This is a genomic window from Streptomyces sp. NPDC054794 (genome assembly GCF_053611585.1).
In genome coordinates this window covers 174,409-200,028 of sequence record NZ_JBSHAQ010000010.1, presented here as the reverse complement: position 1 = coordinate 200,028, position 25,620 = coordinate 174,409, and the positions used below count along the sequence as shown (strand labels likewise).

Sequence of the window (25,620 nt, the reverse complement as noted above, 5' to 3'; positions counted from 1 at the left end):
GGACGCCGTACGCGGACCGGGTCAGGCCTGCCGTCAGGCTCTCAGCCGCTCCCGGTCCCCCATCACCACGACGGGGTGAAGGCGGGGATCAAGGGTGTGCAGCAGGGTCTTCATCGCGGACTCGGGAACGGTGACACAGGCAGACGTGCCGTCGCCGTGGTCCAGGTGCAGCCATATGCCGCCACCCTTCTCCACTCCCTGGGGACGGCTCCAGTCGAACGGCGGGACACCCTTGAGCCGGTTGTAGTCGATGGCGATGACGTAGTCGAAGTCGTGGGCGTGCTCGTCGCCCTCCTCCGTCATGGACGCGAAGGCGTTGTCGTCGTACCAGTAGGGCAAGCGGCTGCCCGGATCCCTGAGAGACCCTCCCGCATCCGTCAGTGAGAACGCACCGACGGGACTGCGCTCGTCGTCCATGCGATGGTCGGTCGTCCAGCCCAGCCTGCCGTTGTGCGCGGGCCAACTGCCCGCACGTTTCCAGGCAGTGCCCTTCTTCTCGTAGAGCACGACGGTGCTCTCGGCAGAGTTCCGGCCATCGCCATAGACGACCACCGCCTGGCGGGTGTCGGCCGGTACGCGCTTCCACATGCGGCTTCCGACACCCGGAACGCGCGGGCCCGCTTCCGGGCCGGGGGAGCCGGGTGCCGCCGGGTTGTTGACACCCGGTGCGCCGACGCGGCTCGTGTGCTCGTCGGATCCGGCGCATGCCGAGGTGCCGGCCAGCAGGACACCGCAGGCAAGAGCCGCAGAAAGGGCATGACGCGCGCCGCCGCGCCGCGCCGCCAGAGGACAGGGCCGTATGAGAGTAGATATCCGCATGATCAGGATCCTGTGGCGGGACGGCCCCGGCACGCATCCGGAGACGGCAACCGGCCTAACGGCCGCGCTGTGCCCGGCGCCATCGCCTCGGGGGCGACGTGGTCGGCCATTTCGCGGGTCGTGCGATGATCTGGATCGTGACCTTTGGCGCGGGATCGGGTGCTGTGGCCCGCGGTGGCGAAGGTCCTGGTGGGGCCGGGGTGGTGGTTCGTCAGGCGCTGTTCGATCGGCTCCAGGGGTCGGCTCGGGTCACGGTGGTGTCCGCGCCCGCAGGGGGTGGCAAGACGGTGCTGCTGCGGTCCTGGGCAGGACAGGTGAACCTGGCGGGGCGAGCCGCGTGGGTCGCGGTGGGGGCCGATGAGCGGGATCCGCAGCGGTACTGGTTGTCAGCGGTCGGCGCGCTGAGGCGAACGGGTCCGGGAGCGCTGTTGGTGCGAGCGGTGTCGGCGGCACCAGACCTCGACGGCTGGGCCATGGCAGAGCGCCTGCTGATGGACCTGGCGTCGCTGGAAGACCGCGTCTGGCTGGTCATCGACGACATCCACGAGCTGGGCCCGGAGGTGCTGCGGCAGCTTGAGCTGCTGGTGCTGCGAGCGCCGCCGCAGCTGCGGTTCGTCCTGGCGTCCCGGCACGACGTGCGGCTGGGGCTGCACCGGCTGCGGCTCGAAGGCGAGCTGTCCGAAATACGCACGGCCGACCTGCAGTTCAGCCTGGCCGAGACACGGCAGCTGTTCGCGACGGCGGGGGTGGAGTTGCCGGAAGCGGCGGCGGAGCTGGTGCTGGAGCGAACGGAGAGGTGGGCCGCAGGGCTGCGGCTGGCGGCGCTGTCGCTGACCGGGAGCCCGACTCCGGGGCAGCTCGCCATCTCCGGCAGCGAGCGGACGGTCGCCGAGTACCTGCTGGCCGAAGTGCTGGAACGGCAGAGCGCACAGGTGCGGCGGCTGCTGCTGCGCACCAGCGTCCTTGAACGGGTGAACGGGGAACTCGCCGACCTTCTGCGGCTGGAGCTTCGGCGGACCTGGCCGACTGAGGTCACCGGCCTGCATCGCACCGCCGCCGGCTGGTTCGCAGGGCACGGTTACCCCGTTCAGGCGATCCGGCACGCCCAAGCCGCCCAGGACTGGGACCTTCCGATCGGCCCATCGGACCCCAGCAATCTGATCGCCGCTTCCGCGGTGGCCTCGTCCACATCACCGTAGGACGTCTCGCGGATCGCCGCGTGACTGCCTGCGTCGCCGGTGTCGAGGCGTACGGCCCCGACGACCAACGGGTCGGCCACGAGAAGAGACGAGCTGGTCTCGCCCTCGTTCTCAGGGCTGGCCGAATACGCGGCGGCCGCACCCTGGACGGGGGCGAAGGCGCTTACGTACATGAGATGGGCGAACAACGACGGCTCCAGTTCAGCGGCTGCGGTGGCGACAGCACCGCCCATGCTGTGCGCCACCACGACGCAGGGCTCACCGCCGCCGATGACCCCGGATCTGCTCGACGAGCGTCGCCGCGGCGGACGAAGCCGTGATGGCGGACGTGCCGGACGGCTCAGCGGCGAAAGCGGCCGGATCGAACGGCCGACGCCAGCGCGACGCGGGCGACGCGGCCTTTCAGCCCGTGACCGTCCAGATCGACGGCCACCGACGCGATGCCCCTCGCGGCAAGCTGTTCCGCGACCAGGCTCCAGCACCAGCTTCCGTGCCAGAAACCGTGGACGAGAATGACAGTGGGCGTCTGATGACTCCTGAGGGTCAGCGCTGGGGACGGCGTCTCGGGCGACAGCCTGCAAGCGCCCCATGTGACTGGGCCATCGCATAGTTCAGGTGGTGCCGCCAAGTGCCGGACCTCACATCGCCCTGCCTGCCACGGCAGAACTCCGCGACGGACGGCATGAAGTCCACGCCGCGGTCGCATCTGACCCGCCAGACCGCCGTCGTGGCCGGTGCCCTCAGCCGATGCGTGCTCCCGTGCCGCTGACGCGAACGCGCGGGTCGCCCGTGCGCAGTGTCACCGTGAGTTCTCCGGGGCGGCCCAGGTCCTCGCCCTGGTGCAGGGTGAGGACGGCGTCCTGGGGGACCAGGCCGAGATCGCGGGTGTACGCACCGAACGCGGCGGCCGCGGCGCCGGTCGCCGGGTCTTCGACGACGCCGCCGACGGGGAACGGGTCACGGACATGGAAGACGGTGGCCGACTCCCGCCACACCAACTGGACCGTGGTCAGGTCCAAGCGATGCATGAGGGCTTCGAGACGCGCGAAGTCGTACGCGAGATCCGCCAGGCGCGCGCGTGTTGCCGCCGCGAGAACGAGGTGGCGGGCGCCGGCGAACGCGATACGGGGCGGGTAGGCGGGGTCGAGGTCGGTGGCCGGCCAGTCGAGCGCGGCGAGCGCCTCTGCGAGGTCGGCGTCGGCGATGTCCTCGATGTGCGGCTCGACACTGGTGAGGGTGGCCTTGACCGTCCCGCCTTCCTCGACCACCTCCACCGGCACGGTGCCGACGGGCGTCGCGAACAGCAGCTTGCCGGGACCTGTCCGCTCGGCGAGCGCGACGGCGGTGGCGACGGTGGCGTGCCCGCAGAACGGCACCTCGGCCTTGGGGCTGAAGTAGCGAATGCTGTAAGCCCGTTCCTCCTGGCCGCCGAGGCCCTCCGGGGGCGCGGTCAGGAACGCTGACTCCGAGTATCCGAGGTCGGCGGCGATGGCCAGCATGTCGCTGTCGTCCAGGTCGGTGGCGTCCAGCACGACGCCGGCGGGATTTCCGCCGTCGGGGGTGCTGGAGAAGGCGGTGTATCGGAGAACCTCGGGCCGCGGTGCGTTCGTCGTCATGATCGCGGTAACGCGGGGCGGCCGCGAGGCTATTCCGTGACGTCGACGGAGCCTGTGGGCGTGACGAGCACGCTGATCGAGGGCAGCCCGCCCGGCTGGGTGTCTCGCGGTCGTTCCCGGCCGGGCGGTCACTCTTCGCCAGCGGTCAGCTGACCGTGTCGAAGTACCAGTTCTGGTTGGGGTTGTAGTAGCAGTCCCAGAGCCGGGCAGGGGCGCCGTTGTCCGTGCGCCAGTCGGCGATCTCCAGGCACTTGTTCGCGGCGTAGGACCACTCCGGGTGGATCAGCCTCGGGGAGCCGGCGTTCGCGACCCAGGTCTGATTGGCGCCGTAGTGGCAGTCCCACTGCCGGGCGGGGGCGCCGTTGTCCGTGCGCCAATCGGCGATCTCAAGGCACTTGTCGCTCCACACGTTCTTGAGCCAGTAGACGTCGGAACGGTTGGTGTCATACACGTACCTCCACTGCTGGTTGGGCTGGCCCGTGCAGGGCCACTGGCGCACCGGTGCGCCGTTGTCCTTGCGCCAGTCCGCCACCTCCAGACACATGCCTTGGGCGTGCGCTGGTCTGATCTGGTAGACCGAGTTCGAGTCGTAGTAGGCCTGGGCCGGCGCCACGGACAGGCCGAACAGCGCGGCGAACGCGGTGACGAGTACGGCGAGGTAGCGGCGCACGGATGTGCGTGAGTGCAGCGACATGTTTCCTCGGTGGATGACGAGCCGTGTCATACGACCGGTTTCGTATGATCATTTTCCGACGCCGCATGATCGCATGCCGGGGCGCGTGTGGTGATGCCTTTTGATCAGCGCGGTGTGGCTCAACGACCCGCGAAATTAGGCGTGTTGGCGGAACTGTTCCCTCCGGGGCTTGCACACTGCCTCAATTCCCTGGTCCGGCCTATGGCGAGGGCTTTCTGTTCGGGACCGAAGGGACGTTCATGTAGACGTCCTTTCGCTTCGGGTGGTGCGGGTTGCCCGTGGAGCGACCTTGGGAGTGCGGTGGCGCCGAGTGAAGTGGCGCGATGTCGGTGCCCTCGTCCCGCGGTGCGCGGGATGAGGGTGGTATCCAGGAGTGAGCATGAGACGCCCCGCTGTCAGGGTGATCATGACCGGTCACCCTGGGTGGAAGGTCGCGGAACGTCGACGATCCCGCCCGAAATCGGGCAGGATCGGCAGTGTTCGGCTCGCCTTTGCACGTTGGCTGCGGGCGTGGCGTCGGCGGGCGTCGGCGCTCCACTGTTTCAGCGGGAGCCCTCGGGTATGGCCGGCCACCCGGTCGCCGGCGTGAGTGTTCTGCGTTCGCCTCACCCGAACCGCGTAATCAAATGCAGCCGGTTTCGGTTGCAAGGTGTGGGATGGGCAGTGCAGGCAGACATGGCCTGCGCGGCCGTCCAGGCCGCAGCGTTTTCAGCATGGAGGATTGAAGCGTGGCGCAGGGAACAGTGAAGTGGTTCAACGCGGAGAAGGGCTACGGCTTTATCGCCCAGGACGGTGAGGGCCCGGACGTGTTCGTGCACTTCTCGGAGATCGAGGGAACCGGGTACCGGGGCCTGGAGGACAACCAGAGAGTGGAGTTCGAGATCACGCAGGGCCAGAAGGGTCCGCAGGCGTCACGGGTCCGGGTGATCTGATACGCGCTCTTTCTGTTGCCGCGTCGGCGCAGACTGCGAGGTCCCCTCATCACGGTTGTGGTGAGGGGACCTCGGTGCGACGGGTCGGAGGTGGCTAATCGTTCGACGTGAGGCCTGGGTTGGGGGAGGATGCCCCGGATGACTGAACGAACTGATACGCCTCCCACGTGGGACGAGCGCACACAGCTGACGACGTTTCTCGACTATGCCCGTGACACGGCGCGGGCCAAGTGTGAGGGGGTGTCCGCGGAGGACGCCCGCAAGGCCCCGTTGCCTGATTCACCGCTGATGACGATCTGTGGCCTGATCAGCCATCTGCGCTGGGTCGAGCATCACTGGGTGCAGGTGATGTTCTTGGGGGAGGAGCCTGTGGGGCCTCTCACCGAGGCGACGGACGCGGATCCGGATCCTGAGATGCGGCAGGCGGTCGACATTCCGTTGCCCCGTCTTCTTGCCGAGTACGAGGAGCAGAGTGCCCACTACCGGCGCTTGCTGGCCGAGCGCGACCTGAACGCGACAGCGAGCCGTCCCATCAGCGACGGCCGGCATGTGGATCTCCGCTGGATCATGCTGCACCTCATCGAGGAGATCTCGCGTCACAACGGGCACCTCGACATCGTGCGCGAGCTCGTCGATGGGGAGACCGGCGTCTAGGCGTTCCATGGGGACTTCGCCGTTCCCGCTGGGCAGAGGCCGAGGCATGGCTTCGAGCCCAGCGGGCTGACGGTAGGTCAGGGGTCGCCCTCGGGGGAGGGTCTTCCGTTGCGCATCGGGGCGTCGGCGTGAACGGCGAGCGGACCGTGAGGCCGGCGGCGCGTGCCGACGCTCCCGCGCCCGCGCCGGGCAGACGTAGCCCCCAAAGGTCACCGCGGCCGCCAGCACGGCCGGCGCCCCCCGGTCGCACCCACCGGCTCGGCACGGCGAACGCCGCCGCCACGGCGTACGGCCCCCCCCGTCGGCACGATCCGGGTACCGGCGCTCCCCAGGTCGACGTCCCTGCCACGAGTACTCGTACTCGGCCCACCGGCCCGTCGCCCGTGCCGGATGTCACTGAGAACCGCTGAAGCTTGCTGCGAGTGGTCTGCGTCACTGTCGGGCTCGACACCGGATCTACCCGCCAGGCCGCCATCAGCGCCACCCTGCCCGCCAACGGCTACCTGACTGGACGTCAGCTGGAGCCTGCGGAGCCACCCTGAGGGCCCCCTCCTTTGGCTGCGGTGTGTGCCGTGTCACGGCCTGAAAGTGCTGTCCAAGTTGTCTTGGTCACAGCGCAAATGTCCCTTTGGCGTCCATGCTCGGTCCACCCACTTCCGAAGTGGAGCTCATCGGCATTCTCTTGGGCGCGAAGTCCCAAGTGGCCCAGGACACAGCACTCGTGCCGTCCTCCTAGCTCCCCCAAGAAAGGTGCGCATTATGGCCGCTTACCTCTGTCCTCCTGCCGTGATACACGGCAAGCATGCGGTGGAGACCAGCCAGATCGTGGCGGAGGTGCGTGACCGGCACCCGGACGCGGCGTGGGCGCCGCGGATCGACGGCATCGCGGCCAGTACGGGCATCCAGAGCCGTGGGTGGATGCTGCCGCTGGAGACCGTCGTCGCGCCGGGCAAGGGCTGCGGCCTGCGGGATGTCGGCGCCGGGCCGGCCCAAGAGGCGCTGGCGCGCGAGGGGTTCACCCAGCAGGACGTGGACCGTGTGATAGCCACCCTTGAGGCGATACCCGCGCCGCAGACCGTCCAGGAGCGCACCGCGCCTGCCTGGGAGGCCGTGCAGTCCTACGGGGAGCAGGCGGCGCGCGGGGCCCTGCAGATCGCCGGGCTGGACGTCGCGGACGTCGACTGCCTGATCACCAGTCACTCCACCACCCCGGCGCTGCCGGGCCTGGACGTCGCCCTGGCCAACAGGCTTTCGCTCCGCAACGACGTGATGATGCTGCCGGCCACGCAGTGGGCCTGCATCGCGGGGACCCGCTCCCTGGCGCTGGCGGCGGAACTCGTGGCCGCGGACCCCGACCGGGTGGTCCTGGTCGTGATCTCGGAGGCGCTGAGCACGACCTACCAGCCCGCGGACGACACCCTTGAGTCCCTGATCGTGCGGTTGCTGTTCGCGGACACCGCGGTCGCCATGGTGGTCACGGGCCGCCAGAGGCGCGAGTCGGTGCTGCGACTGGACTCCGCCTGGCACCACACCCTGCCCGGCACCCAGGACCTGCACCGCCTGGAGACGCGGTCGGACGGCACCCACTTCGTGATGGACCGGCGCGGGCCGCGCGCCGTACAGGAGACGGTCACCGCGATGTGGGAATGGCTGCGCGTCCGTTACCAGGACGACCCCGAGTCCTGGCACCCTGACGTGCTGCTCGCGCACCCCGGTGGCACCCGGGTGCTGGAGTACATGGAGCAGACGATGCCCGATGCGTGGCCGTCTGGGCTGCTGAACTACAGCCGGGACAGCTATACCACCGGTAACCGCGGAGGCGCCGCCGTGTTCGACATCATGCGGAGGGCACACGACGCCGGGCAGAAGTCAGGCAGCCGCGCCGTCCTGTACGCGGCGGCACCGGGCCTCAGTGCCACCGCCCTGGAGGGGGAGTGGCTCTAGTACGAGGCCGTCTCACCCGTACCGGCAAACCGCGCTGCTGATCCGGCAAACCAGCCGCCCGCATCACCGGACACGACACCCGTACCGCTGAGGGCGCCGTCGGTGGCGCCGGCCGACGGGCGTGCCGCCCGTACCCTCGCCGTGCTCCCACGCGTCGGCGAGGGCCCGCCCCGCGGCCGCGTCACCTCGCGACTTCCGCCCAGACCACCTTGCCGGTATCGGTCCACCGCACCCCCCACCGGGTGGTGAGCCTGTGCACGATGTACAGGCCACGACCGCGGTCGTCGAGGAGGTTGCCCCGGCTCAGGCGCGGCCTGCCGTTACCGGTGTCGCCCACCTCGCACAGCAGGCCGTGACCGGCCCTGATCAGCCGTACCGTGACAGGACCGGTGGCGAAGCTCACCGCGTTGGTGACCAGCTCGCTGATCAGCAGCGACACGTTGTCCACGGTGTCGTCCCTGGTGTGCCATTGCCGCAGCAGCGCGGAGACCAGCGCGCGTGCACGGGCGGGTGCGTCGTCGCGGGCGGGCAGCCGCCAGGTCGCGGTGTCCTCCTTGCGATAACCGATCATGCGCGCGAGCAGCAGGGTCACGTCGTCGCGCTGGTGCACGGGCGCCAGCGTGGAGACGACGCGCCGTGCGGCCTGCTGCAGGGTGTCCCAGGGGTGCACCGCGGACACGGCGTCCGCCAGCCTCCCGATGCCCTCGTCGATCGACTCGGCCGGATCCTCCACCAGGCCGTCGGTGTAGAGGGCGAGCAGGGAGCCCGGGGGTGCGTCGAACCTGTGCACGTCGAACGGCTCCCGCAGCGCGAACTCGGCGCCCAGGCCGGGATGAGGGCGGACCGCGAGCGGCCTGGCGTGCCCGTCCGGAGACACCAGGACCGGCGGGAGGTGGCCGGCGCTGGACAGCGCCACGTGGTGGCTGACCGGGTCGTACAGGGCGATGCAGCAGGTCGACCCGAGGGCGCTGTAGCCGGCCGCCAGCCCGGACTCCGCGTCGTCCAGCAGCGTCACGGTCTCGTCCAGGTGCTGCAGCACCTCGTCGGGCGCCAGCCCCGCGGACAGCAGCGCGCGGGCCTCCATGCTCAGCTGGCCCATGGTCGCCGAGGCTCCCAGGCCGTGCCCGACGACGTCACCGACCACCAGAGCGGTACGGCCGTCCGGCAGCGGAAAGCTGTTCACCCAGTCGCCGCCGACGCCCGCGCTGTCGGGGGTGGCGGGCTGGTAGACGCTGGCGATCTCGATGGTGTCGCCGCCGGTGCGGGGCAGCAGCCGACGCTGCAGTGCCAGCACCTGCGTGTGCTCGCGCTGGTGCTGACGGGCCAGGTCGACGTGATGCACGGTCCTGGCCACCAGTTCCTGCAGGTCGTACAGCTCGCTGTCGCGGAAGGGGTGGTCCGCCCGCCGCCAGACCTCCGCCACGCCCAGCACGACGGGCGGCGGGCCGTCCAGGACCAGCGGTATGCACGCCACACCCGCCGACCGGTCACCGGGCACCAGGGCACGTACCACCCGAGGACTGCCGAGCACTCGCTCGACCGCCTCCCGGTCGGGCATCACGATGGCCTGCGGGGCATCGTCCCGCCGTACCGCCTGCGACAGCATGCGACTCGCGTCGCTGGGAAGATCGTCGCCCGGAGTCACGTAGCCCTCGGGCCACGCCCGGTCCGGCACCAGGGCCGCCCGCCGTAGCCGGATGCGCCCCAGCGTCTGCTCGGTGACTCCCTCGCCCGTCCACACGGCGAAGTCGAGGTCGACGGCGGCCACGTCTCCCCAGGCCAGCAGGGACTCCGCCAGCGACTGCGCGGTCTCGCCGATGTCCAGCGAAGTGCCGATCGCGGTCTCGGCGGCGTACAGGTGCAGCCTCTTGGCCATGGCGATCACGGAGACGGTCAGGCCCTCCTGAGGCACCGCGGCGGGCAGGATGCTCAGCGAGACCACCAGCTCCGACCCGTCTCTGCGCCGCAGGCGCTGGATCCGGGCGACGTGCGCCTCACCGGTCTCCAGGACCTGCCGCAACCGCCGGGTGATCGTCGGTACGTCCCCGGGAGGCAGGAGATCGACGAACGGGCTCCCGATCTTGGCGTCCAGACCCGCGAACACGGGGGCGTCCAGATTGCAGCGGGTGATTCTCAGATCCCGGTCCAGGTTGACCGCGCCGAGAATCTGCTCCTGACGGCCCGCCGCCGGGTCGGGTACGCGTGGACCGGTGGTGCGGTCGCCCTCCGCGCCTGCGGGGCCGGCGGCCGCTGCCGCTTTGCCGCTCGGGATGTAGCGCCCCAGAGCGCCGCTCACCAGCTCGAACGGCGAAGAAGACGAAGGGGAGGGTGTGGAGTCCATGCGGCTCTCTCAGCAATCCCGGGCGCAGCGCCGGGGCCGTGCCCGGACCCGTCCGACGGGCCCGAGATCCCTGACGACACACCTCATTGAATAACACCGGGAGTCGCTTCGCCCACATCAGCGGATCACGCGGCGAACGCGGACTGTGAGGGACGCCGGGAACGTCGGGGGCGCCTTCGGCTCCGGTGAGGTCCCGGCACGTTCCCGGACCCGGTGTCCGGGCCTTCGCTCTCTCCGCATGAGTGCCGGCGGTGATGTCTGGACGGCCCGACTCCCGCCGCTGGATAGGGTCGGGACGTGGACCGCAGCAGCAGAGAGCCGGACGACCCGTTCGCCGCGGAAGCGCGGGGCGAGCTCTCGCCCCGGGTGGCCCGGGCGCTGTGGTGGGGGTCGGCCGGTCTGGTGCTCGCCGTCCTGGGCACCTCGGTGCTCGTCGCCGGCACGGACCAGGGCCGGCGCCTGCCCGTGGCCCTGGCCCTGGTCCTCGCGCAGGTCTGCGCTCTGAGGTGGCAGGCGCGCGCCCCGGTCGCCGTACTCGCCGCGAACGTGGCGACGGGGCTCGCGGTGTGGGCGCTGCTGCCCGTGGTGACCTTGACGGGGGCGCTGCTCGCGGCGCAGGTCACGTTGTGCGTGCTGTCGGCCACCAGACCGCGACGGGTGTCGGCGCGGGCGCTCGCGGCGATGTGCCTGCCGGCGCCGCTCGCATTCGTGGCAGGTGGTCCCGCGCGTCTGGCGGTCTATCTGCTGACGGTGGTCCTGGCATGGACCGCGGGGCAGTGGCGCAGGGCGCAGCAGGCACGTACGAGGGCTGAGACGCGCCGGGCCGTGGTGGAGGAGCGCGCGCGGATCGCGCGCGAGGTCCACGACGTCGTGGCGCACACCCTCTCGGTGGTGGTCATCCAGGCGGGCGCCGCCGACGACGTGTTCACCGAACGGCCGGAACAGGCCCGTCAGGCGCTGCGGGCCATCGAGACGGGCGCCCGCTCCGCGCTCGGTGAACTGCGCCTGCTGCTGCGCGCGTTCCGGCCCGACACGGAGGAGGACGGGACAGGGGAGACGCGCGAGCCAGGGCCCTCCCTCGTGCGTCTGGACGAGCTGGCCGACACCGTGCGCGCGACCGGGATGACCGTGCACGTGCACCGCCAGGGCGACACCGACGGGCTGCCGGCCGCAGTGGATCTGGCGGCTTACCGGATCGTCCAGGAGGCCCTCACCAACACACTGCGCCACGCGGCAGGCGCCGACGAGGTGAGCGTGCGCGTGACGACGGAGGAGGACTGCGTGCAGGTCACGGTGATCGACAACGGGCTGGCGTCCCAGGGCCGTTCGGCCGTGGCGGGATCGGGACGCGGGCTGGTGGGGATGAAGGAGCGCACACGGCTCGTGGGCGGCAGCCTGCGCGCTGGTCCGCTGCCCGGAGGCGGGTTCGAGGTGGCGGCGCGGCTGCCGGTGGAGCGCGCGTCATGACGCTGCGCGTGGTGGTGGCCGACGACCAGGCCCTCGTCCGTACCGGATTCCGCATGATCATCGACGCCCGGGACGACCTCGAAGTGGTCGGTGAGGCGTCCGACGGCCAGGAGGCGGTGCGGCTGACGCGTGAACTGGCTCCCGACGTGGTGCTGATGGACGTACGCATGCCCGTCCTGGACGGCATCGAGGCGACCCGGCAGATCGCGGAGTGCGGCGGTCGGGCCCGGGTGCTCGTGCTGACCACCTGGGACGTGGACGCGCACGTCGTCGCCGCCCTACGGGCCGGGGCGAGCGGCTTCCTGCTGAAGGACATGCGCCCCGCCGGACTCGTCGACGCGATCCGCCTCACCGCGCGCGGCGACGCGCTGCTGGCGCCGACCGTGCTGAGCCGTGTCCTCGACCGGTTCCTGCGCACCGCACCCGACCCTGCACCGCCGCCCTCCTTGCAGGACCTCTCCGGCCGTGAGCGGGAGGTGCTCACCCTCATCGGGCAGGCGCTGTCGAACGCGGAGATCGCCGAGCGGCTGCGCCTGTCGGAGGCCACCGTCAAGAACCACGTCACCGCCGTGCTGCGCAAACTGGGCCTGCGCGACCGCGTCCAGGCGGTCGTCGCCGCCTACGACCACGGCCTCGTACAACCACGCCGCCCCTGACTTCCACCGCCTCCTCCTCAAGGAGGAGGCCGGGCCTCGATCCTCCTGTGCTCCCAGCGCCGGACCGCTCCCGCGGCCGATCCGCGGCCGGGATGGCCGGCCCTAGCGTCGAGGTGTGAACGACGACCTCGCCTGCCTGATGTATCTGCTCGCCCACGACGACGCGGCCGAAGGCCCGTACGACCGTTCCCGCGCGGAGCTGCTGATCCGCGCTGCCGCTCTGGTCGACCTCGCGTTGCGCGGCCGGCTGGGGGAGGACGGCGGCACGGTCACCGTGTCCGACACCCGGCCGACCGGCGACCCCGTCCTGGACGGCGTGCTGCGCGACGCCGCCGCCGGGCACGGTTGGAAGCACCTCATGCGCAGCCACCGCAAGCGGACCCTGACGGAGGTGGAGGACCGGCTCGCCGCGGCGGGCCTCCTCACCGTGAAGGCTCCCCGCACCCGCTTCGGCAAACGGCGGCTGACCGTGACGGACCGCGCCGTTCCCGCTTCCCTGCACGCGCGCGTGTACGCGGCGCTGAACGGGGACGCCCCCGTTCAGGAGATTCCCCCCGCCGACGCGGCACTGCTCGCGCTGGCCGCCGCGGGCGGCGTCCACTCGGTCGTCTCCCGGCAGGACCACAAGACCTTCCGGGCCCGCATCGACGCCTGCACGGGGATTCTCGCCGCCCTCGGGCCCGGCCTGGAGAAGGCTGTACGCGCGCTGCCGACCACCATGATCGCCGCGCAGGGCGGCATGGGCGGCAGCTGACCGAACGGGGAGACGATGACCACGCACCGCGTCCTGACCACCCTGGGCTGCGCCCTGACCGCCGTACTCGCCACGGCCTGGTCCACAGCCGCCCCACCTGCACAGCCAGCCGTCCGACCGGTTCGGTCCGCAGTACCACAGCCCGCCCGGTCGACCGCAGCCACGACCGTACGCACCCACGACGGCCTGGTGCGCGGCGCCGCCCACGACGGCTACCGCACCTTCGAGGGCATCCCCTACGCGGCACCCCCGGTCGGCAGGCTGCGCTGGGCACCGCCCCACCGCGCCACCCCCTGGTCCGGGGTGCGCGACGCGACCCGGCCCGCGAGCGCCTGCCCACAGCCGGCCGGCGAGGTACCCGGCGGCAGCATCGACGAGGACTGCCTCCACCTGAACATCACGACGCCCGCAGGCGCGGCACCGGCACACCCCCGGCCGGTGATCGTGTGGCTGCACGGCGGCGGCTTCACCACCGGGGCGGGCAGCTCGTACGACGCCCACCGCATGGCCACCCGCGGCGACGTCGTGGTCGTCACCGTCAACTACCGCCTCGGGGCGCTCGGCTTCCTCGCACACAGCGGGCTGCCCGGCTCCGGCACCTTCGGCCTGGCCGATCAGCAGGCGGCGCTGCGTTGGGTCCGCGCCGAGATCGGCGCCTTCGGCGGCGACGCGCACCATGTGACGCTGGCCGGTGAGTCGGCGGGCGGTTACAGCGTCTGCGCCCAGCTCGCCTCACCCGCGGCCGCGGGCCTCTTCGACCGGGCGATCATCGAGAGCGGTCCGTGCACCGGCCGCCCCGACCGTCCGTTCGCCCCGTCCTCCGTCCCGCTCTCCACGGCGCGGGACGCGGGCGCGGATCTCGCGAAAAAGGTCGGCTGCGGCTCCGCCCATCACCCGATGGCCTGCCTGCGCCGCGTGCACGTCTCCCGTCTGCTCGCCGCCCAGGACACCGGTCAACAGCCCGCATACGCAACCCCGTTGCTGCCCAACGACCCAGCAGCGGCGATTACCGTCGGCCGCTTCCACCGCGTTCCTGCACTCATCGGCAACAACCACGACGAGGGCAACGGCTGGGCCGCCGGAATCATCCAGGCCGGCCAACCCGTCACCCCCGACTCCTGGCCCGACGTCGCGGCCACCTTCTTCCCCTCCCCAGGACAGGCCAAGGCGATCGTCCGCGAGTACCCGCTGCACCGCACCGACGGCGGCCCGGTGTTCGGCGCGGTCATCGGCGACGCGAACTTCGCCTGCCCGACGGGGCGCACCGAAAGCCTGCTCGCCGCCCAAGGCCCCGTCTGGAGCTACGAGTTCGCCGACGAACACGCTCCGCCGCTCACCCCGGGCACGCCACCGTTCCCGCTCGGCGCACCGCACGCGAGCGAACTGCCCTACCTGTTCGACCTGGGCCGCCGCCCTCGCGACCTGACCGCGGCACAACGCCGGCTCGCCGACACCATGATCGACTACTGGACCGGCTTCGCCCGCACCGCCGACCCGAACGGCCCTTCCCTGCCGCACTGGACCCGGCAATCGGCACTGTCCCTGGCGCCGGACCACATCGTCCCCACGCGCACGGCGCAGTCCCGCCACCACTGCACGTTCTGGGATGCGATCGGGTGACGGCGGGCGCAGGTCGGCCTGCCTGAACCCGGTCATGTGACCGCCAGTCCCGGTGGCCCGTCCGGGTGGCGGACTGCCCCGGACGGCAGAGTCACCGACGCCGCACAATTGTGATCATGAAGTCACCATGAACCACTTACTGCATGATCAGACACACGATGCGTACACTCTGCGCCGCCGCCCTCGTGGCCGCACCCCTCGCCCTGACCGCGACGCCTGCCCAAGCCCTGACCTCATGTACGGTCAACGGCAGTCCCGTGTCCGGTACGACCGTCAGTGGTACTGCCGGTGCCGACTACATCAGCTGCGGCGCCCTCGCCGTGGGCGACAGCGTCAACGGCTTGGGCGGCACCGACTACATCGTCATCAACGGCACCGTTGCCGGCACCGTCGACGGTGGCGCCGGCAGCGACTCCATCACGGCCCACGCCGGTACCACGGCGAACGGCAGCATCCTCGGCGGCGCCGAAGGGGACTTCATCTCCGTCGGCCCGAACGCCGGCACCGTCGACGGCGGACTCGGGTCGGACTTCTGCCGAGTCGCTTCCGGGAACCCGCCCATCAACTGCTGACCGACAGCGGCGCGTTGGTTCGGCCCCTGCCGCTACGAGGAGTTCGACGGTATCGGGATGGGGCCCGTTGTTCGCCCAGTCCAGTGGGGACCAACCTGTGCCGTGTTCTTCGCACAGGTTGGGGTCGGCGCCGTGTGCCAACAGTTCCCGGACAGTGTCGGTGTGTCCCCAGCAAGCGGCTGCGCACAATGGTGTGCCCTCCGAGCAGGCGCCGGCCTCCATGAGCAAGCGGGCTACTTCGGCTGCTCCCTGTACCGATGCCAGGTATAGAGGGGTGGTGCCGTAGTCGGCGAGGCTAGTTGTGGTGTCAGCGCCCGAACCACTCGCGCACATCCCGCAGTCGAGGACGATCCGGTAGTCGCTCCCGGCGGTCCAGCTGATGGGCGGTTGGCCGCCGAGCGCTGCGCGCGGCCGCTCGTGGTCAGTGGTTCAGGAACTCCGCGAGTGCGACGCGGCGTTCATGCGCGGTTGTGTAGTCGCGGACGTACGCCCACTCGCGGGTGAGCGTCCCGTAATACCTTTCCACCTTCCCGTTCGTGCGCGGCGTGTATGGCCTGGTCCGCTTGTGCTTCGTACCGGTCGCGGCGAGGGAGTCAGCCCAGGTCGTAGACCGGTAGGAGGCGCCGTTGTCGGTGAGGCAGCGGCGGTCGGTGTGATGCCGTGGGTGGCGAAGAAGGCAACGGCCCGGTGCCAGAAGGCGACCGCGGTGACGGCCTTCTCATCGTCCGGGGCCCCGGTGTGGGCGAGCCGGGAGTGGTCGTCGAGCGCCGAATGCAGGTACGTGTATCCGACCTTGCCGGTGCCGGGACCGGTGCGTCTGGAGGCGCGGGGCTTGGTCTGCCGCCGCAGCGCCTCCACCAGGTCGGCGATGTCCTCGGGCTGGTGGCGGGGCGGGAGGAGTGGTCGAGCAGTCCGTTCTCTCCGTGCGCGCGCCAGCGGGCGTACCACTTGGCCAGACAGCGGCGGGAGATCCCGGCTCCCGCAGCGACGTGCGCGATCGGACGTCCGGCGCCGATCCGCAGACACAAGCGCAGCCGTCCTTCGGGAGTCAGCGGTGCGTTCCGATGCCCCCTGCTGGTGGCGCTCCGGGACTCGGCCGCCGCGTCACGGGAGCCCTGGGATCTCAGGGCTCCCGCGTGAGCGGCTGCAGCGACGTGTCAGCGTGCGAACCTTTCGATGGCCGCCGGGGTGACGGGGGTGAAGAAGTTGACCAGGTTGCCGTCGGGGTCGCGGAACAGCAGCGACCGGTTGCCCCAGGGCATCGTGGTGGGTCCGGTGACGAAGTCGGTGACGACGCCGGTCAGGTTCTGGTGAACGCGGTCCACGTCGTCGACGAGGAACTCGGTGATCACGCTGTGGTTGTCAGCCGGGCGGGCAGAGCCCGGGGCGAACAGCGGGACCGTGCGGGTGCCGGCGATCGCGAGGGTGGCGCCCGCGGTCCTGAGTTCGGCGAAGTCCTCGGTGGCCCACGTCGCCCGCGCCCCTGTGGCTCGCTCGTAGAAGTCGACGAGGCGCGCTACGTCGCCGGTGATGATGCGGATCGAGACGAAGTCCATGGGAATCTCCTTGGCCGTGCTGGAGGCGTGCACGTCGCAGGCTAGGAGAAATAGTGGACAGAATCGGTCCTGTATTCGCGTTAGGCTGCGGACATGCCTCGACCCACCGGCCGCGTGCTGACACTCCTGGAGCTGCTGCAGTCGGGCGGCACCCGGACGATGGCCGAACTCGCCGACCGGCTCGGCGTCGAAGGGCGCACCGTGCGCCGGTATGTGGACCAGCTGATCGACCTCGGCGTGCCCGTGGAATCGGTGCGCGGCCGCTACGGCGGGTACCGGCTCGCCCCGGGGTACCGCTTGCCTCCGCTCATGCTCAGCGACGACGAGGCGCTGGCCGTGCTGCTCGGCCTGGTCGCCGGCCGCCGAGCAGGGTTGACGACGACGGAGCACACGGCAAGCGAGACGGCATCGGCGAAGATCCGGCGGGTGCTGCCCCAGCACATCGCCCGTCGGCTCGACACCCTCCTGGAAGCTCTCGCCTTCACGGATCAGCCCGGCGAGTTCGCCACCCCGGACGCCGGGCTCCTGCTCACCATCGCCGATGCCGTGCGCCACCACCGCCCGGTCTCGATCCGCTACACCGACCGTGACGGACGGCGTAGCGAACGCACGCTGCACGCGTACGGGATCGTCGCCCATGCGGGCCGGTGGTACGTCACGGGCAAGGACGCCCAGATCGGCGAGGACCGAACCTTCCGCCTCGATCGCATCGCAGACGCGCGGACCCTGCCCGGCTCGTTCGAAGCGCCCGTGGGTCCCGCTCCGGCGCAGCGCGTGTTGTCAGGATTCGCCACGGCCGAGTACCGGCATGAGGTGACCTTGCGGATCCACGGGACGGTCGGGCAGATCCGCGCCCACCTTCCCGCCGGCGTCGCGAGCCTGGAGGAGTACGCGCCCGCGGCGGGCGAGGACCGGGCGACCGAGCGCTGGTTTCGCGTCGAGCTGCGCGCGGAGAGGCTCGACTGGTTGCCTCCGGTACTCGCGGCACTCGACCGGCCGTTCGTCATCGAGCGCCCCGATGAGCTGCGCGAACTCGTCATCGCGCTCGCCGATCGCCTCACGTCCTATGCCCGCCGAGCCTGACAACGAGGAACCAATGTCATGAGATGGCCCAGCTAGCGCTCTGACCTAGAAGGCTCGCCGGGATCAAGCAGTCGGACGCGGGCCTGCGCCGGTGACCGTGCCGGTCCACCAGTCCGGTCGATCGGATTCGCGCCACAGGACCCCGAGTTGTCTGCGGGTGAGTTCCTCTGTCGTCCGGAGGAGGGCTGCCTGCGCCGTACTCGGCTCGGACGAGGAAACGGGATCGGCGAGTGCGCCGTCGGTGATACCGGCCGGTTCGGTGAAGTAGACGGCGTACCGCCATCTGTCTGCGGTCCGGTACAGGACGAGGGTCGTCGGTGTCCCGAGGGTGCGCCAGTACGGCCGCCGCTTCCTTGCCATGCCGGCACGGTACTTGAACGCGATCGTGAGCAGTGCCGTGATCACCGGCAGGTGTTGGACTTACGGGCCGCGGGGGCGCCGAACGACACGCCTCGACAGCACGAGACCGCTGCGGTCAGCGGACCAGAGGCAGGAACACCGTGTCGACGATCTCTACGAGGACGTGGTCGGGCACGGGGGCGAAGGTCGTGAGGAATTCGTGGCGCAACAGGTCGAAGGGGAGGGACTTGATGCGTTCGGTGAGGAGCTCCGTCTTGATCTCGCCGCGGTCGACGGCGCGGTCGAAGATCCTGTCGAGGGCTTCCTTGCGCCCCGTCGCGAGGGGGTCGCGCAGATCACCGGTGCTGGCGCCGGTCTCCTGGTGGTAGCCGGCCAGGTGCACGCTCATGACGGTGACGAGTTGGACGCGGGTGGCGTTGATCGCCCGCATCAGGGTGAGGACGTCCTCCCGCAGGCTTCCCGTGTCGGGAACGTCGAGGCGGTGCTCCTTCAGGGTGTGCACGATGGCTGCCCGGACGAGTTCGTCGCGGTCCGACCAACGGCGGTAGAGAACGGGCGGGCTGGTGCCCGCGCGCCGAACGACGGCGTCCATGGTGAACCTGGCGTAGCCGGTCTCCGTGAGTTCTTCCCATGCCGCGTCGAGGAGAGCCTTCTCCAGTGCCGCTCCGCGGCGTCGCTCGGGCATCCGCCCCTCCATAGATAGACTTGCCTTTCTTATTCTAGCGCCCTAGTCTGCCGACCGTAAGATAGACCGCTATATCTTAAGGTGGCACTTCGTGAGCACTCCGAAAGGGACCGGATCCGCGCCCGTGGCAGCGGACCCCGACCGTGTGGACCCCGCCGTGTGGCGTCTGGCGATCACCGTCATCGTGGGCGCCCTTGCCGTCGTCTTCGACACCACCATCGTCAGCGTCGCCCTCAACGACCTGGCGAAGGAACTCGACGCCCCGCTGTCCACCATCCAGTGGGTGAGCACCGGCTACCTGCTGGCGGTGTTCGTCACCATCCCGCTCGCCGGATGGGCCCAGTCACGGCTGGGCGGCAAACGTCTGTGGATCGCGTCCCTGGGCGTATTCCTGCTCGGCTCGATCCTGAGCGCGCTGGCGTGGAACGCGGCCGGCCTCATCGCCTTCCGCATCATCCAGGGCATCGGAGGCGGCATCATGATGCCGCTCACGGCCACGTTGATCATGCAGGCCGCCAAGGGCCGCAACATCGGCAGGGTCATGGCCATCATCACCGTGCCCACCGCGCTCGGTCCGATCCTCGGTCCGGTCCTGGGCGGCCTCATCCTGCATCTGGCCGACTGGCGCTGGCTGTTCTTCGTCAACATCCCCTTCTGCGTCGTCGGCGGCCGGCTCGCCTGGCGCAACCTGCCCGACGACCGACCCGCACCCGACAGCCCCCGCGCCCGCCTGGACGTCATCGGCGTGCTCCTGCTCTCGCCGGGCGTCGCCGCCCTCATCTACGGACTTTCCCGGGTCGAGGGAAGCGCGGGGTTCGCCAGCGCCACGGTCCTCATCCCGCTGATCGGCGGCCTCGCCCTGGTCGGCGGCTTCACCGCCCGGGCACTGACGCGCACCACCGGCGCCCTGGTCAACCTGCGGCTCTTCCGCCACCGCGCGGTGGCCTCGTCCTCCACCTTGCTCTTCCTGGGCGGCATCTCCCTGTACGGGGCGATGATGCTGCTGCCCCTGTACTTTCAGCAGGTCCGCGGCGAGGACGCCCTCGGCGCCGGACTGCTGCTCATACCGCAGGGCGTCGGCGCGCTCCTCGCACGCGGCCTGGCAGGCAAGTACACCGACCGCGTCGGCCCCCGCTGGGTGGCCCTCGTCGCCTTCGCCGTCGTCGCCGCGGCCAGCGTCCCGTTCGCCTTCGTCACCGCCGAGACCAGCGAGGTCCTGCTCATGGCCGCGCTGCTCGTCCGGGGTATCGGCTTGGGCGCCGCCATGATCGCGCTCAGCGGCGCCGCCTATGTCGGCCTGGAACACGAGGAGATCCCCGACGCCAGCATCATCACCCGCGTCGCCCAGCAACTCGGCGGCTCGGTGGGCATCGCCGTCCTCGCCGTCGTCCTCCAGCAGAGCACCGGCGACGCCCGCACTCCGGGCGCCCTGGCCGCCGGTTTCGACGACGCCTTCTGGTGGGCGGTGGCCTTCACCGCCGTCGCCGTCCCACTCAGCCTGCTCCTGCCCGGACGCCCCGGGCCAGTGGCCCCCGCCGACAAGGCCGAAGCCGAAGCCGCCGTTGAGGTCTAGTTCCTCCGACTGCCTGTGTGCCGCGCCAGGGGCACACAGGCAGGCCGAGAAGGACGGCCACCAAGCCGCCCTACTCCTTGGGCGGCTCCTGTTAGCCAGTCGTGGCTATCCGCCGTCGTCCTTGTCAGGTGGGGTTCACCGCCCACCAGAGGGACCTGACGTGCTGCACGGCGACGTGATTGCCAGCCGCAGCGACCGGCGCGTGCGCGGTTCCGGCAGCGACAACCCCCATACCGCCACCGCGACCGCCAGCACCCACCCCCAGCGCTCGTGGGCCGCGGCCCACCGCGGGTCGGCCGGCCAGACGAACAGCGCCCAGCGGCTGGGCTGCATCACGGGCACGAGGATGGCGGCGGTGACGAGGCCGACGGCCACGGTGCGACCGGGGTCCGTCCTGTCCGTGTGGCGTACGGCGACCGTCGCCGCTGCCACGGCGACGGCGAAGGCCGTCGCGGCCTCCAGGGTCAGGTCCCCGGCCGGAGGCCCGGCCGGGCCGGTGACCAGGAGGAGCGCTGCCGTCCACCACAGGGCGGCGACGGGCAGCACCAGCACCACCCGCAGCACGGTGCGGGCAGCCCGTCCCGTCGGGACCGGGGCCGTCGTGTGCCGGGCCGTGTCGTCCAGGAGGAAGGCGGCGCCCAGGGCGAGGGCGAGCGCGGCGAACCTCAGCAGGCTCAGAGCGGACGAGCCGCCGGGTTCGGCGCCGAGCAGGCGGCAGAGCGCGGCCGGCAGCAGACCCACCGTCCCTGTCGCGCCCAACGTCCGCCACGGCAGGGTGCGCCAGACCGCGGGCGCCAGCACCAGGGCCACCCGGCGTGTCATCACCGGCCTCATGCGTCGCACCTGTCCGGCCCGATGTGGGCGGGCACGTCCAGCAGTTCGGCCGCACGGGCCGTCGTGACCCCCCGCGATGTCAGCTCGGTCCAGTGCGCCTTCACCTTCGCGGCGACGCTGAAGAAGGGCTGGTGGAGCAGCGCGCGCACGACCTTGGTCTGACCCGCCGTCATGGTCAAGGGCTCGGTCCGGGAGATGACGACCGCGGAGCCGGACAGGCTGTCGTCGAGGCGGACGTGGCGGAGGACGGACTCCGGGCTGGGCTGCCAGGCGAGGGACAGCCACATGATGGTGACCATCCGGCCGTCGCAAAGGCGACTCGCCGCCTTCTCGTTGCCCGCGACCAGCACCGAGGCCACGGCCGTGGAGAACTCGGGGACGCGGTTGCCGCCCCAGGCGGTGCCCACGGTCACCTGGTACGGGTTGGTGGACGGGGCGAGCGCGGCGTCGTCGAAGAGGCCGTACCGTGCCTCCACCCGCTGCCTTACGAGGAGGTGCTGCCCACGCGCGCTGCCTCCTGTGAGGGACTGGACCCGTTCGGCGACCCGCGCCCAGTCGCCGATGCGCGGTGTCCACTCGGGGAAGGCGCAGTAGTCCGAGCGGCCGCGCAGCACACACGTCTGGTCCCGTTCCGGGGTGAGCGAGGCGCGTATCCGGGCCGCGGTCGTCACCGCGGGGATGCCGCCGGTCTGGGCGACCCCGCCCAGCACGGTCAGGGCCAGCGCGCCGGCGAGGGCGGCCCGGAGGGTCCGGGCACGGCCGCCCCCGGCGACCAGGACGGCGAGCACGGCCGCCGTCAGGGCGAGGCCGGCGAGGTAGAGGGCATGCCAACCGGCCGGGCGGCCCAGCAGGGCGGAGGGGAGGGATTGGGCGCCGGTCCCGCTGACCACCGGTGCCAGCCAGGCGGTTCCGGTCTCCCGCCCGGCGGAGGGGTACATGCCGCCCACGAACAGCAGGAAGAACACCCCGACGAGCAGCGGCGCCGCCACGGCCGAGGACACCAGCCGCGCGAGCAGCACCCCGATCGCCCCGAACACCAGCACCGTCAGTGGCCCGGCCAACAACTCGGCGACCGAACCCCGCCCGACCACACCGGGCTTGAGGGCCTCCCAGCCGAACTGGGCGGCCACAGCGACCGCGGTGAGCAGCGCGAGCGGTACGACAGCCAGCGCATGCGCCGCCGTGCGGTGTGCGGGGGAGAGCACCAGCACTCCGAAGTGGCGTTCGGTGTCCCGGCGCAGGGAGCGCAGCGCAGCCTGGTTCGCGCACAGCAGCGCGACGAGGCCGACGAACAGCGGACCGCCCTGGGTGGCGCGGTCGACGTCCTGCAGGGCGGGGTAGTCGTCCTGGGGCTGCAGGGTGCGCCACCCGATCCAGGCGCCGTATCCGACGAGGGCGACGACGACCGGGACACGCAACAGCAGCCTGCGGGTCTCGAAGCAGGCCAGGGCGAACACGGCCGCCCGGGAGCCCCGGGACGCGGAGCGCGTGGCGGCTGCCGGGGTGGCCTTCGTTGCGACCAGCGCTGTCACGCCGTCACCTCCGCGCGGTCGCCGTCGAGGGTGAGTACATAGCCGTCCTCCAGGGTCGGTTCGAGGAGGTCGGCTCCCTCGGGTGGGTCGCCGACGTTGCGGAACGCGCCCGTCCCAGTGCGCCAGCCCGCCTTCGCGCCGGGATCGCGTTCGCTACTGCTCCACACCCGTCCGGCGGCCCGTGCGCTGAGCTCGGCGGGGGTGCCGTCGAAGCGGATGCGGCCGCCGGCCATGACCAGTACGCGGTGGCAGAGCATGGCCACGTCCTCGGTCTGGTGGGTGGACAGCAGCACCGTGCGGCTCTCGCCGGCGGCGGCGATCAACTCCCGGAAACGCATGCGCTGTTCGGGGTCAAGCCCGACGGTCGGCTCGTCCAGCACCAGGAATCCCGGGTCGCCGACCAGGGCCGCGGCGAGCGCCACCCGCTGCCGCATACCACCGGACAGCTTCTTGATGCGCTTGCCGCGCACGTCGGCGAGGTCGACCTCGCCGAGCACCCGCCGTACCTCCTGGTGCCGTGCGGCCCGGTCGGTCAGCTCCTTGAGGATCGCCACGTAGTCGACGAACTCGAAGGGCGTGAAGTCGAGGTGGAGGCCCGGGGTTTGCGGCAGGTAGCCGAGCCGGCGCCGTACCTCCTGCCGGCCCCGCGCGGTGGCCGGGTCGTGCCCGAGCACGGTGAAGGCGCCCCGGTCGGCCGGCAGGGCGGTGGCGAGGACCCGCAGCAGGGTCGTCTTGCCCGCGCCGTTGGGTCCGAGGAGCCCGGTGACCCCTCGGGTCAGCCGGAGTGACACGTCGTCGAGGGCACGGGTGCCGCCGTAGCGCAGACTGAGTCCGGAGGCGGAGACGGAGACAGGGGCCGAGGCGGTCACAGGGTACTCCCGGGGAACGGACGGAACAGAGGCAGAAGAAGCCGGAGACGGGGAACGGCCGCGGTCATCGGACACCGCTCGGGGACAGGTCGAAACGGTCACGGACCAGGAGGAGCAGCCCGGCGGCGAGTACGGCAACCGCCGCCGCCACGCCCTGTCCGGCCGCCGTGAACGGCACGAGCACTTGGTCGGCGCCGGTTCGGTACGCATGCGCCCCCAGCAGCAGCGCGACCCACGCGCCGCCGGTCACGGACGGCGCGAGGACCGGGCCGAGCCTGGGGGTCAGCGCGAGCCCGGTCGCGCTGAGCGCGAGGGCCGGCAGCAGCCATCCGAGGGCATCCAAACCGTACGCGGGCAGGGCGAGGGCCGCCGCACCGCTCAGGCCCAGCACGGCGACGAGCACGGCGACCGTCCGGATCATCAGCAGGCGAAATCCGTGCATGGGCGAGACGACCGCCATCTCGTGGGTGGGATCGAGCACGGGCCCGTACGACAGGGCGACCCCGGCGAGCGGCAGCAGCGGGGCGACGGCAAGGAAGGCCGTGGTCGAATGACAGGAACGGGCGGTCAGTACCGACACCGCCAGCAGCGAGACCACCGCCGTCAGCCACGAGCGGCGCAGCACCGGCGTCGCGGCCAGCAGCCGCGCCGTGTGGTCCGCCATCCCGAGCCGTACCAGGAGCCGTTCGAACAGGCTCGGCCGTGGCGCGTCCAGTTCGGCGTCCAGCCGCTCCCAGGCCGCGTCCAGCGCAACGGGGTCCCAGGCCTCGGCCAGCAGCGCCCGGCAGTCCGCGCACGCGGCCAGGTGGGTGTCGGCGGACCACAGCAGCGGCGGCGCCAACTCCCCGCGCACATAGGCACGCAGGTCGTCCTCGGCGACATGCCATGTCATGCCGGCACCCCCCGCTTCTCCTCGGCGGCCCGCATCGGCCGCACACCCGACATCGGCCGCACGCCCTCGGCGCGCACGAACCCCGTCATGCCAGTGCCTCCCGCAGTTGCTTTCGGGCGCGCATCGCCCGCGTCTTGACCGTGCCCGGCGGAATACCGAGCAGGACGCCCGCCTCCCGGGTCGTCAGCCCGTCGATGACCGTCGCCTGGAGCACCGCCCGCAGCTCCGGAGAGAGCCGGACGAGCGCGCCCGCCAGGTCCCCGTGCTCCACCCCCGCGAGCACGCGATCCTCGGCGGACGCCTCGTCGCGATGCCGCAGCCGGGCCAGCGCGTGTCGCAGCCGTCCTCGTGCTCCGTCGCCGCGCAGCGCGTCGACCAGCCGACGCGAGGCGATGCGCCACAGCCACCCGGCCACGTCGCCGTCCTCGCGGTAACGCGCTCCGCCCCGCCAGATCGCGAGGAACGTCTCCTGGACGACGTCGTCGACGACCCCGGCGTCGGCGCAGCGGCCGCGCAGGCGTGTGGTCAGCCAGGGGGCGTGGCGCCGGTACAGCTCCTCGAAGGCGCGCCGGTCCCGGTCCGCCGCGATGGCCCGCAGCAGGTCCCCGTCGATTCTCGTCTCGCTCACATCTCTTCATCGGACGGGCGCCGCCGATCGGTTCACGCATTCGCGTCCAATTTTCCGGCCGCTTTCCACCCGACCCTCGATCATGCCGCTGACCTGGGGCTCTGTGATGTCCTGTGTGGAACCGCGCCCGTCCCGCGCCCCTCAAGCACGGGGCACCCACCACCCACGAAGGGGAGGAGACACCTGCGAGCCGCGAGTGCCCTCACCGAGCTTGGTGATCCGAGGCCGTAAGGGGTGGTGCGCTGATCGGACGAGAGGCTTGTGGACGTTGAGAGGGTGGGTTCCTGCACGGACGAAGTCTTGCCCCCAATGCGGTAGATGTGTCGTTCTGGACTGCCGG

Annotated in this window: 24 protein-coding genes and 2 pseudogenes; 11 read left to right on the top strand and 15 right to left on the bottom strand. The window is 71.3% G+C overall.

Features of this window, described 5'->3' with window-relative positions; translation table 11 throughout:
* Window positions 1-33: 33 nt before the first annotated feature.
* A complete protein-coding gene (locus ACWGKT_RS13660) occupies window positions 34-588 on the bottom strand; it encodes a L,D-transpeptidase family protein (RefSeq protein WP_356152886.1) in 555 nt (184 codons plus the stop codon).
* 356 nt (window positions 589-944) lie between these two features.
* Between ACWGKT_RS13660 and ACWGKT_RS13655 the strand changes: the two genes are divergently transcribed.
* Window positions 945-2,018 (top strand): hypothetical protein, encoded by a 1,074-nt coding sequence (locus ACWGKT_RS13655; RefSeq protein WP_453273715.1) that lies wholly within the window; start codon window positions 945-947, stop codon window positions 2,016-2,018.
* A gap of 340 nt (window positions 2,019-2,358) precedes the next feature.
* Here the strand turns inward: ACWGKT_RS13655 and ACWGKT_RS13650 are convergent, their stop codons facing one another.
* The 3 genes from ACWGKT_RS13650 to ACWGKT_RS13640 all read right to left on the bottom strand — a co-directional run bounded on the left by ACWGKT_RS13650 (window position 2,359) and on the right by ACWGKT_RS13640 (window position 4,328).
* Window positions 2,359-2,724: an alpha/beta fold hydrolase gene (locus ACWGKT_RS13650; RefSeq protein ID WP_453273714.1), complete on the bottom strand. Its 366-nt coding sequence runs from the start codon at window positions 2,722-2,724 to the stop codon at window positions 2,359-2,361.
* 34 nt (window positions 2,725-2,758) lie between these two features.
* On the bottom strand, window positions 2,759-3,634 hold the full coding sequence (locus ACWGKT_RS13645) for a PhzF family phenazine biosynthesis isomerase (protein WP_453273713.1): 876 nt from the start codon (window positions 3,632-3,634) through the stop codon (window positions 2,759-2,761).
* A 145-nt stretch (window positions 3,635-3,779) separates the two neighbouring features.
* Window positions 3,780-4,328: an RICIN domain-containing protein gene (locus ACWGKT_RS13640; protein ID WP_453273712.1), complete on the bottom strand. Its 549-nt coding sequence runs from the start codon at window positions 4,326-4,328 to the stop codon at window positions 3,780-3,782.
* 728 nt (window positions 4,329-5,056) lie between these two features.
* Between ACWGKT_RS13640 and ACWGKT_RS13635 the strand changes: the two genes are divergently transcribed.
* The 3 genes from ACWGKT_RS13635 (at window position 5,057) to ACWGKT_RS13625 (ending at window position 7,858) form a co-directional block, all read left to right on the top strand.
* A complete protein-coding gene (locus ACWGKT_RS13635; protein ID WP_235457021.1) occupies window positions 5,057-5,260 on the top strand; it encodes a cold-shock protein in 204 nt (67 codons plus the stop codon).
* 138 nt (window positions 5,261-5,398) lie between these two features.
* Entirely contained in the window at window positions 5,399-5,914 is a 516-nt protein-coding gene (locus tag ACWGKT_RS13630) for a DinB family protein (protein ID WP_453273711.1), read from the top strand.
* A 759-nt stretch (window positions 5,915-6,673) separates the two neighbouring features.
* Window positions 6,674-7,858, top strand: a complete 1,185-nt coding sequence (locus ACWGKT_RS13625) for a type III polyketide synthase (protein ID WP_453273710.1) — start codon at window positions 6,674-6,676, stop codon at window positions 7,856-7,858.
* Window positions 7,859-8,039: 181 nt separating this feature from the next.
* Here ACWGKT_RS13625 and ACWGKT_RS13620 read toward each other — a convergent pair whose 3' ends face one another.
* Window positions 8,040-10,199, bottom strand: coding sequence for a SpoIIE family protein phosphatase (locus tag ACWGKT_RS13620; RefSeq protein ID WP_453273709.1), 2,160 nt, complete (start codon window positions 10,197-10,199; stop codon window positions 8,040-8,042).
* A 297-nt stretch (window positions 10,200-10,496) separates the two neighbouring features.
* Between ACWGKT_RS13620 and ACWGKT_RS13615 the strand changes: the two genes are divergently transcribed.
* The 5 genes from ACWGKT_RS13615 to ACWGKT_RS13595 all read left to right on the top strand — a co-directional run bounded on the left by ACWGKT_RS13615 (window position 10,497) and on the right by ACWGKT_RS13595 (window position 15,268).
* On the top strand, window positions 10,497-11,666 hold the full coding sequence (locus ACWGKT_RS13615) for a sensor histidine kinase (RefSeq protein WP_453273708.1): 1,170 nt from the start codon (window positions 10,497-10,499) through the stop codon (window positions 11,664-11,666).
* Complete coding sequence (locus ACWGKT_RS13610) at window positions 11,663-12,322, top strand: response regulator (RefSeq protein WP_453273707.1); 660 nt, start codon at window positions 11,663-11,665, stop codon at window positions 12,320-12,322. Before ACWGKT_RS13615 ends, ACWGKT_RS13610 begins: the two co-directional genes overlap by 4 nt.
* A gap of 115 nt (window positions 12,323-12,437) precedes the next feature.
* The gene (locus ACWGKT_RS13605) at window positions 12,438-13,076 is read left to right on the top strand and encodes a GOLPH3/VPS74 family protein (RefSeq protein ID WP_453273706.1); all 639 of its coding nucleotides are present in this window, start codon (window positions 12,438-12,440) and stop codon (window positions 13,074-13,076) included.
* Window positions 13,077-13,091: 15 nt separating this feature from the next.
* Window positions 13,092-14,696 (top strand): carboxylesterase/lipase family protein, encoded by a 1,605-nt coding sequence (locus tag ACWGKT_RS13600; protein ID WP_453273705.1) that lies wholly within the window; start codon window positions 13,092-13,094, stop codon window positions 14,694-14,696.
* A gap of 158 nt (window positions 14,697-14,854) precedes the next feature.
* Complete coding sequence (locus ACWGKT_RS13595) at window positions 14,855-15,268, top strand: hypothetical protein (protein ID WP_356152857.1); 414 nt, start codon at window positions 14,855-14,857, stop codon at window positions 15,266-15,268.
* A gap of 15 nt (window positions 15,269-15,283) precedes the next feature.
* Here the strand turns inward: ACWGKT_RS13595 and ACWGKT_RS13590 are convergent.
* The 3 genes and pseudogenes from ACWGKT_RS13590 to ACWGKT_RS13580 form a co-directional block, all read right to left on the bottom strand.
* Window positions 15,284-15,601, bottom strand: a pseudogene (locus ACWGKT_RS13590) (ankyrin repeat domain-containing protein); the annotation flags it as partial.
* 36 nt (window positions 15,602-15,637) lie between these two features.
* Window positions 15,638-16,395, bottom strand: a pseudogene (locus tag ACWGKT_RS13585) (integrase core domain-containing protein); the annotation flags it as partial.
* A 30-nt stretch (window positions 16,396-16,425) separates the two neighbouring features.
* Window positions 16,426-16,824 carry a VOC family protein gene (locus ACWGKT_RS13580; protein WP_453273704.1) on the bottom strand — a complete coding sequence of 133 codons (399 nt, stop codon included), beginning with the start codon at window positions 16,822-16,824 and terminating at the stop codon, window positions 16,426-16,428.
* Window positions 16,825-16,917: 93 nt separating this feature from the next.
* On the opposite strand from ACWGKT_RS13580, the gene ACWGKT_RS13575 reads away from it, so the two are divergent.
* Complete coding sequence (locus ACWGKT_RS13575) at window positions 16,918-17,907, top strand: helix-turn-helix transcriptional regulator (RefSeq protein ID WP_453273703.1); 990 nt, start codon at window positions 16,918-16,920, stop codon at window positions 17,905-17,907.
* Between the two features lie 63 nt (window positions 17,908-17,970).
* Here ACWGKT_RS13575 and ACWGKT_RS13570 read toward each other — a convergent pair whose 3' ends face one another.
* Window positions 17,971-18,267: a hypothetical protein gene (locus ACWGKT_RS13570; RefSeq protein WP_453273702.1), complete on the bottom strand. Its 297-nt coding sequence runs from the start codon at window positions 18,265-18,267 to the stop codon at window positions 17,971-17,973.
* 115 nt (window positions 18,268-18,382) lie between these two features.
* Window positions 18,383-18,952: a TetR/AcrR family transcriptional regulator gene (locus ACWGKT_RS13565; protein WP_453273701.1), complete on the bottom strand. Its 570-nt coding sequence runs from the start codon at window positions 18,950-18,952 to the stop codon at window positions 18,383-18,385.
* A 91-nt stretch (window positions 18,953-19,043) separates the two neighbouring features.
* Between ACWGKT_RS13565 and ACWGKT_RS13560 the strand changes: the two genes are divergently transcribed.
* A complete protein-coding gene (locus ACWGKT_RS13560; RefSeq protein ID WP_453273700.1) occupies window positions 19,044-20,525 on the top strand; it encodes an MDR family MFS transporter in 1,482 nt (493 codons plus the stop codon).
* Between the two features lie 135 nt (window positions 20,526-20,660).
* Here the strand turns inward: ACWGKT_RS13560 and ACWGKT_RS13555 are convergent, their stop codons facing one another.
* From ACWGKT_RS13555 to ACWGKT_RS13535, 5 genes are all read right to left on the bottom strand, one after another.
* Complete coding sequence (locus ACWGKT_RS13555) at window positions 20,661-21,359, bottom strand: ABC transporter (protein WP_356152845.1); 699 nt, start codon at window positions 21,357-21,359, stop codon at window positions 20,661-20,663.
* Window positions 21,356-22,891: an ABC transporter permease gene (locus ACWGKT_RS13550; protein WP_453273699.1), complete on the bottom strand. Its 1,536-nt coding sequence runs from the start codon at window positions 22,889-22,891 to the stop codon at window positions 21,356-21,358. The genes ACWGKT_RS13555 and ACWGKT_RS13550 overlap by 4 nt, the downstream gene beginning before the upstream one ends.
* A complete protein-coding gene (locus ACWGKT_RS13545; protein ID WP_356152843.1) occupies window positions 22,888-23,760 on the bottom strand; it encodes an ABC transporter ATP-binding protein in 873 nt (290 codons plus the stop codon). The genes ACWGKT_RS13550 and ACWGKT_RS13545 overlap by 4 nt, the downstream gene beginning before the upstream one ends.
* A gap of 64 nt (window positions 23,761-23,824) precedes the next feature.
* Complete coding sequence (locus ACWGKT_RS13540; RefSeq protein ID WP_453273698.1) at window positions 23,825-24,652, bottom strand: anti-sigma factor family protein; 828 nt, start codon at window positions 24,650-24,652, stop codon at window positions 23,825-23,827.
* A gap of 85 nt (window positions 24,653-24,737) precedes the next feature.
* Window positions 24,738-25,280: an RNA polymerase sigma factor gene (locus ACWGKT_RS13535; protein WP_453273697.1), complete on the bottom strand. Its 543-nt coding sequence runs from the start codon at window positions 25,278-25,280 to the stop codon at window positions 24,738-24,740.
* Window positions 25,281-25,620 lie beyond the last annotated feature (340 nt).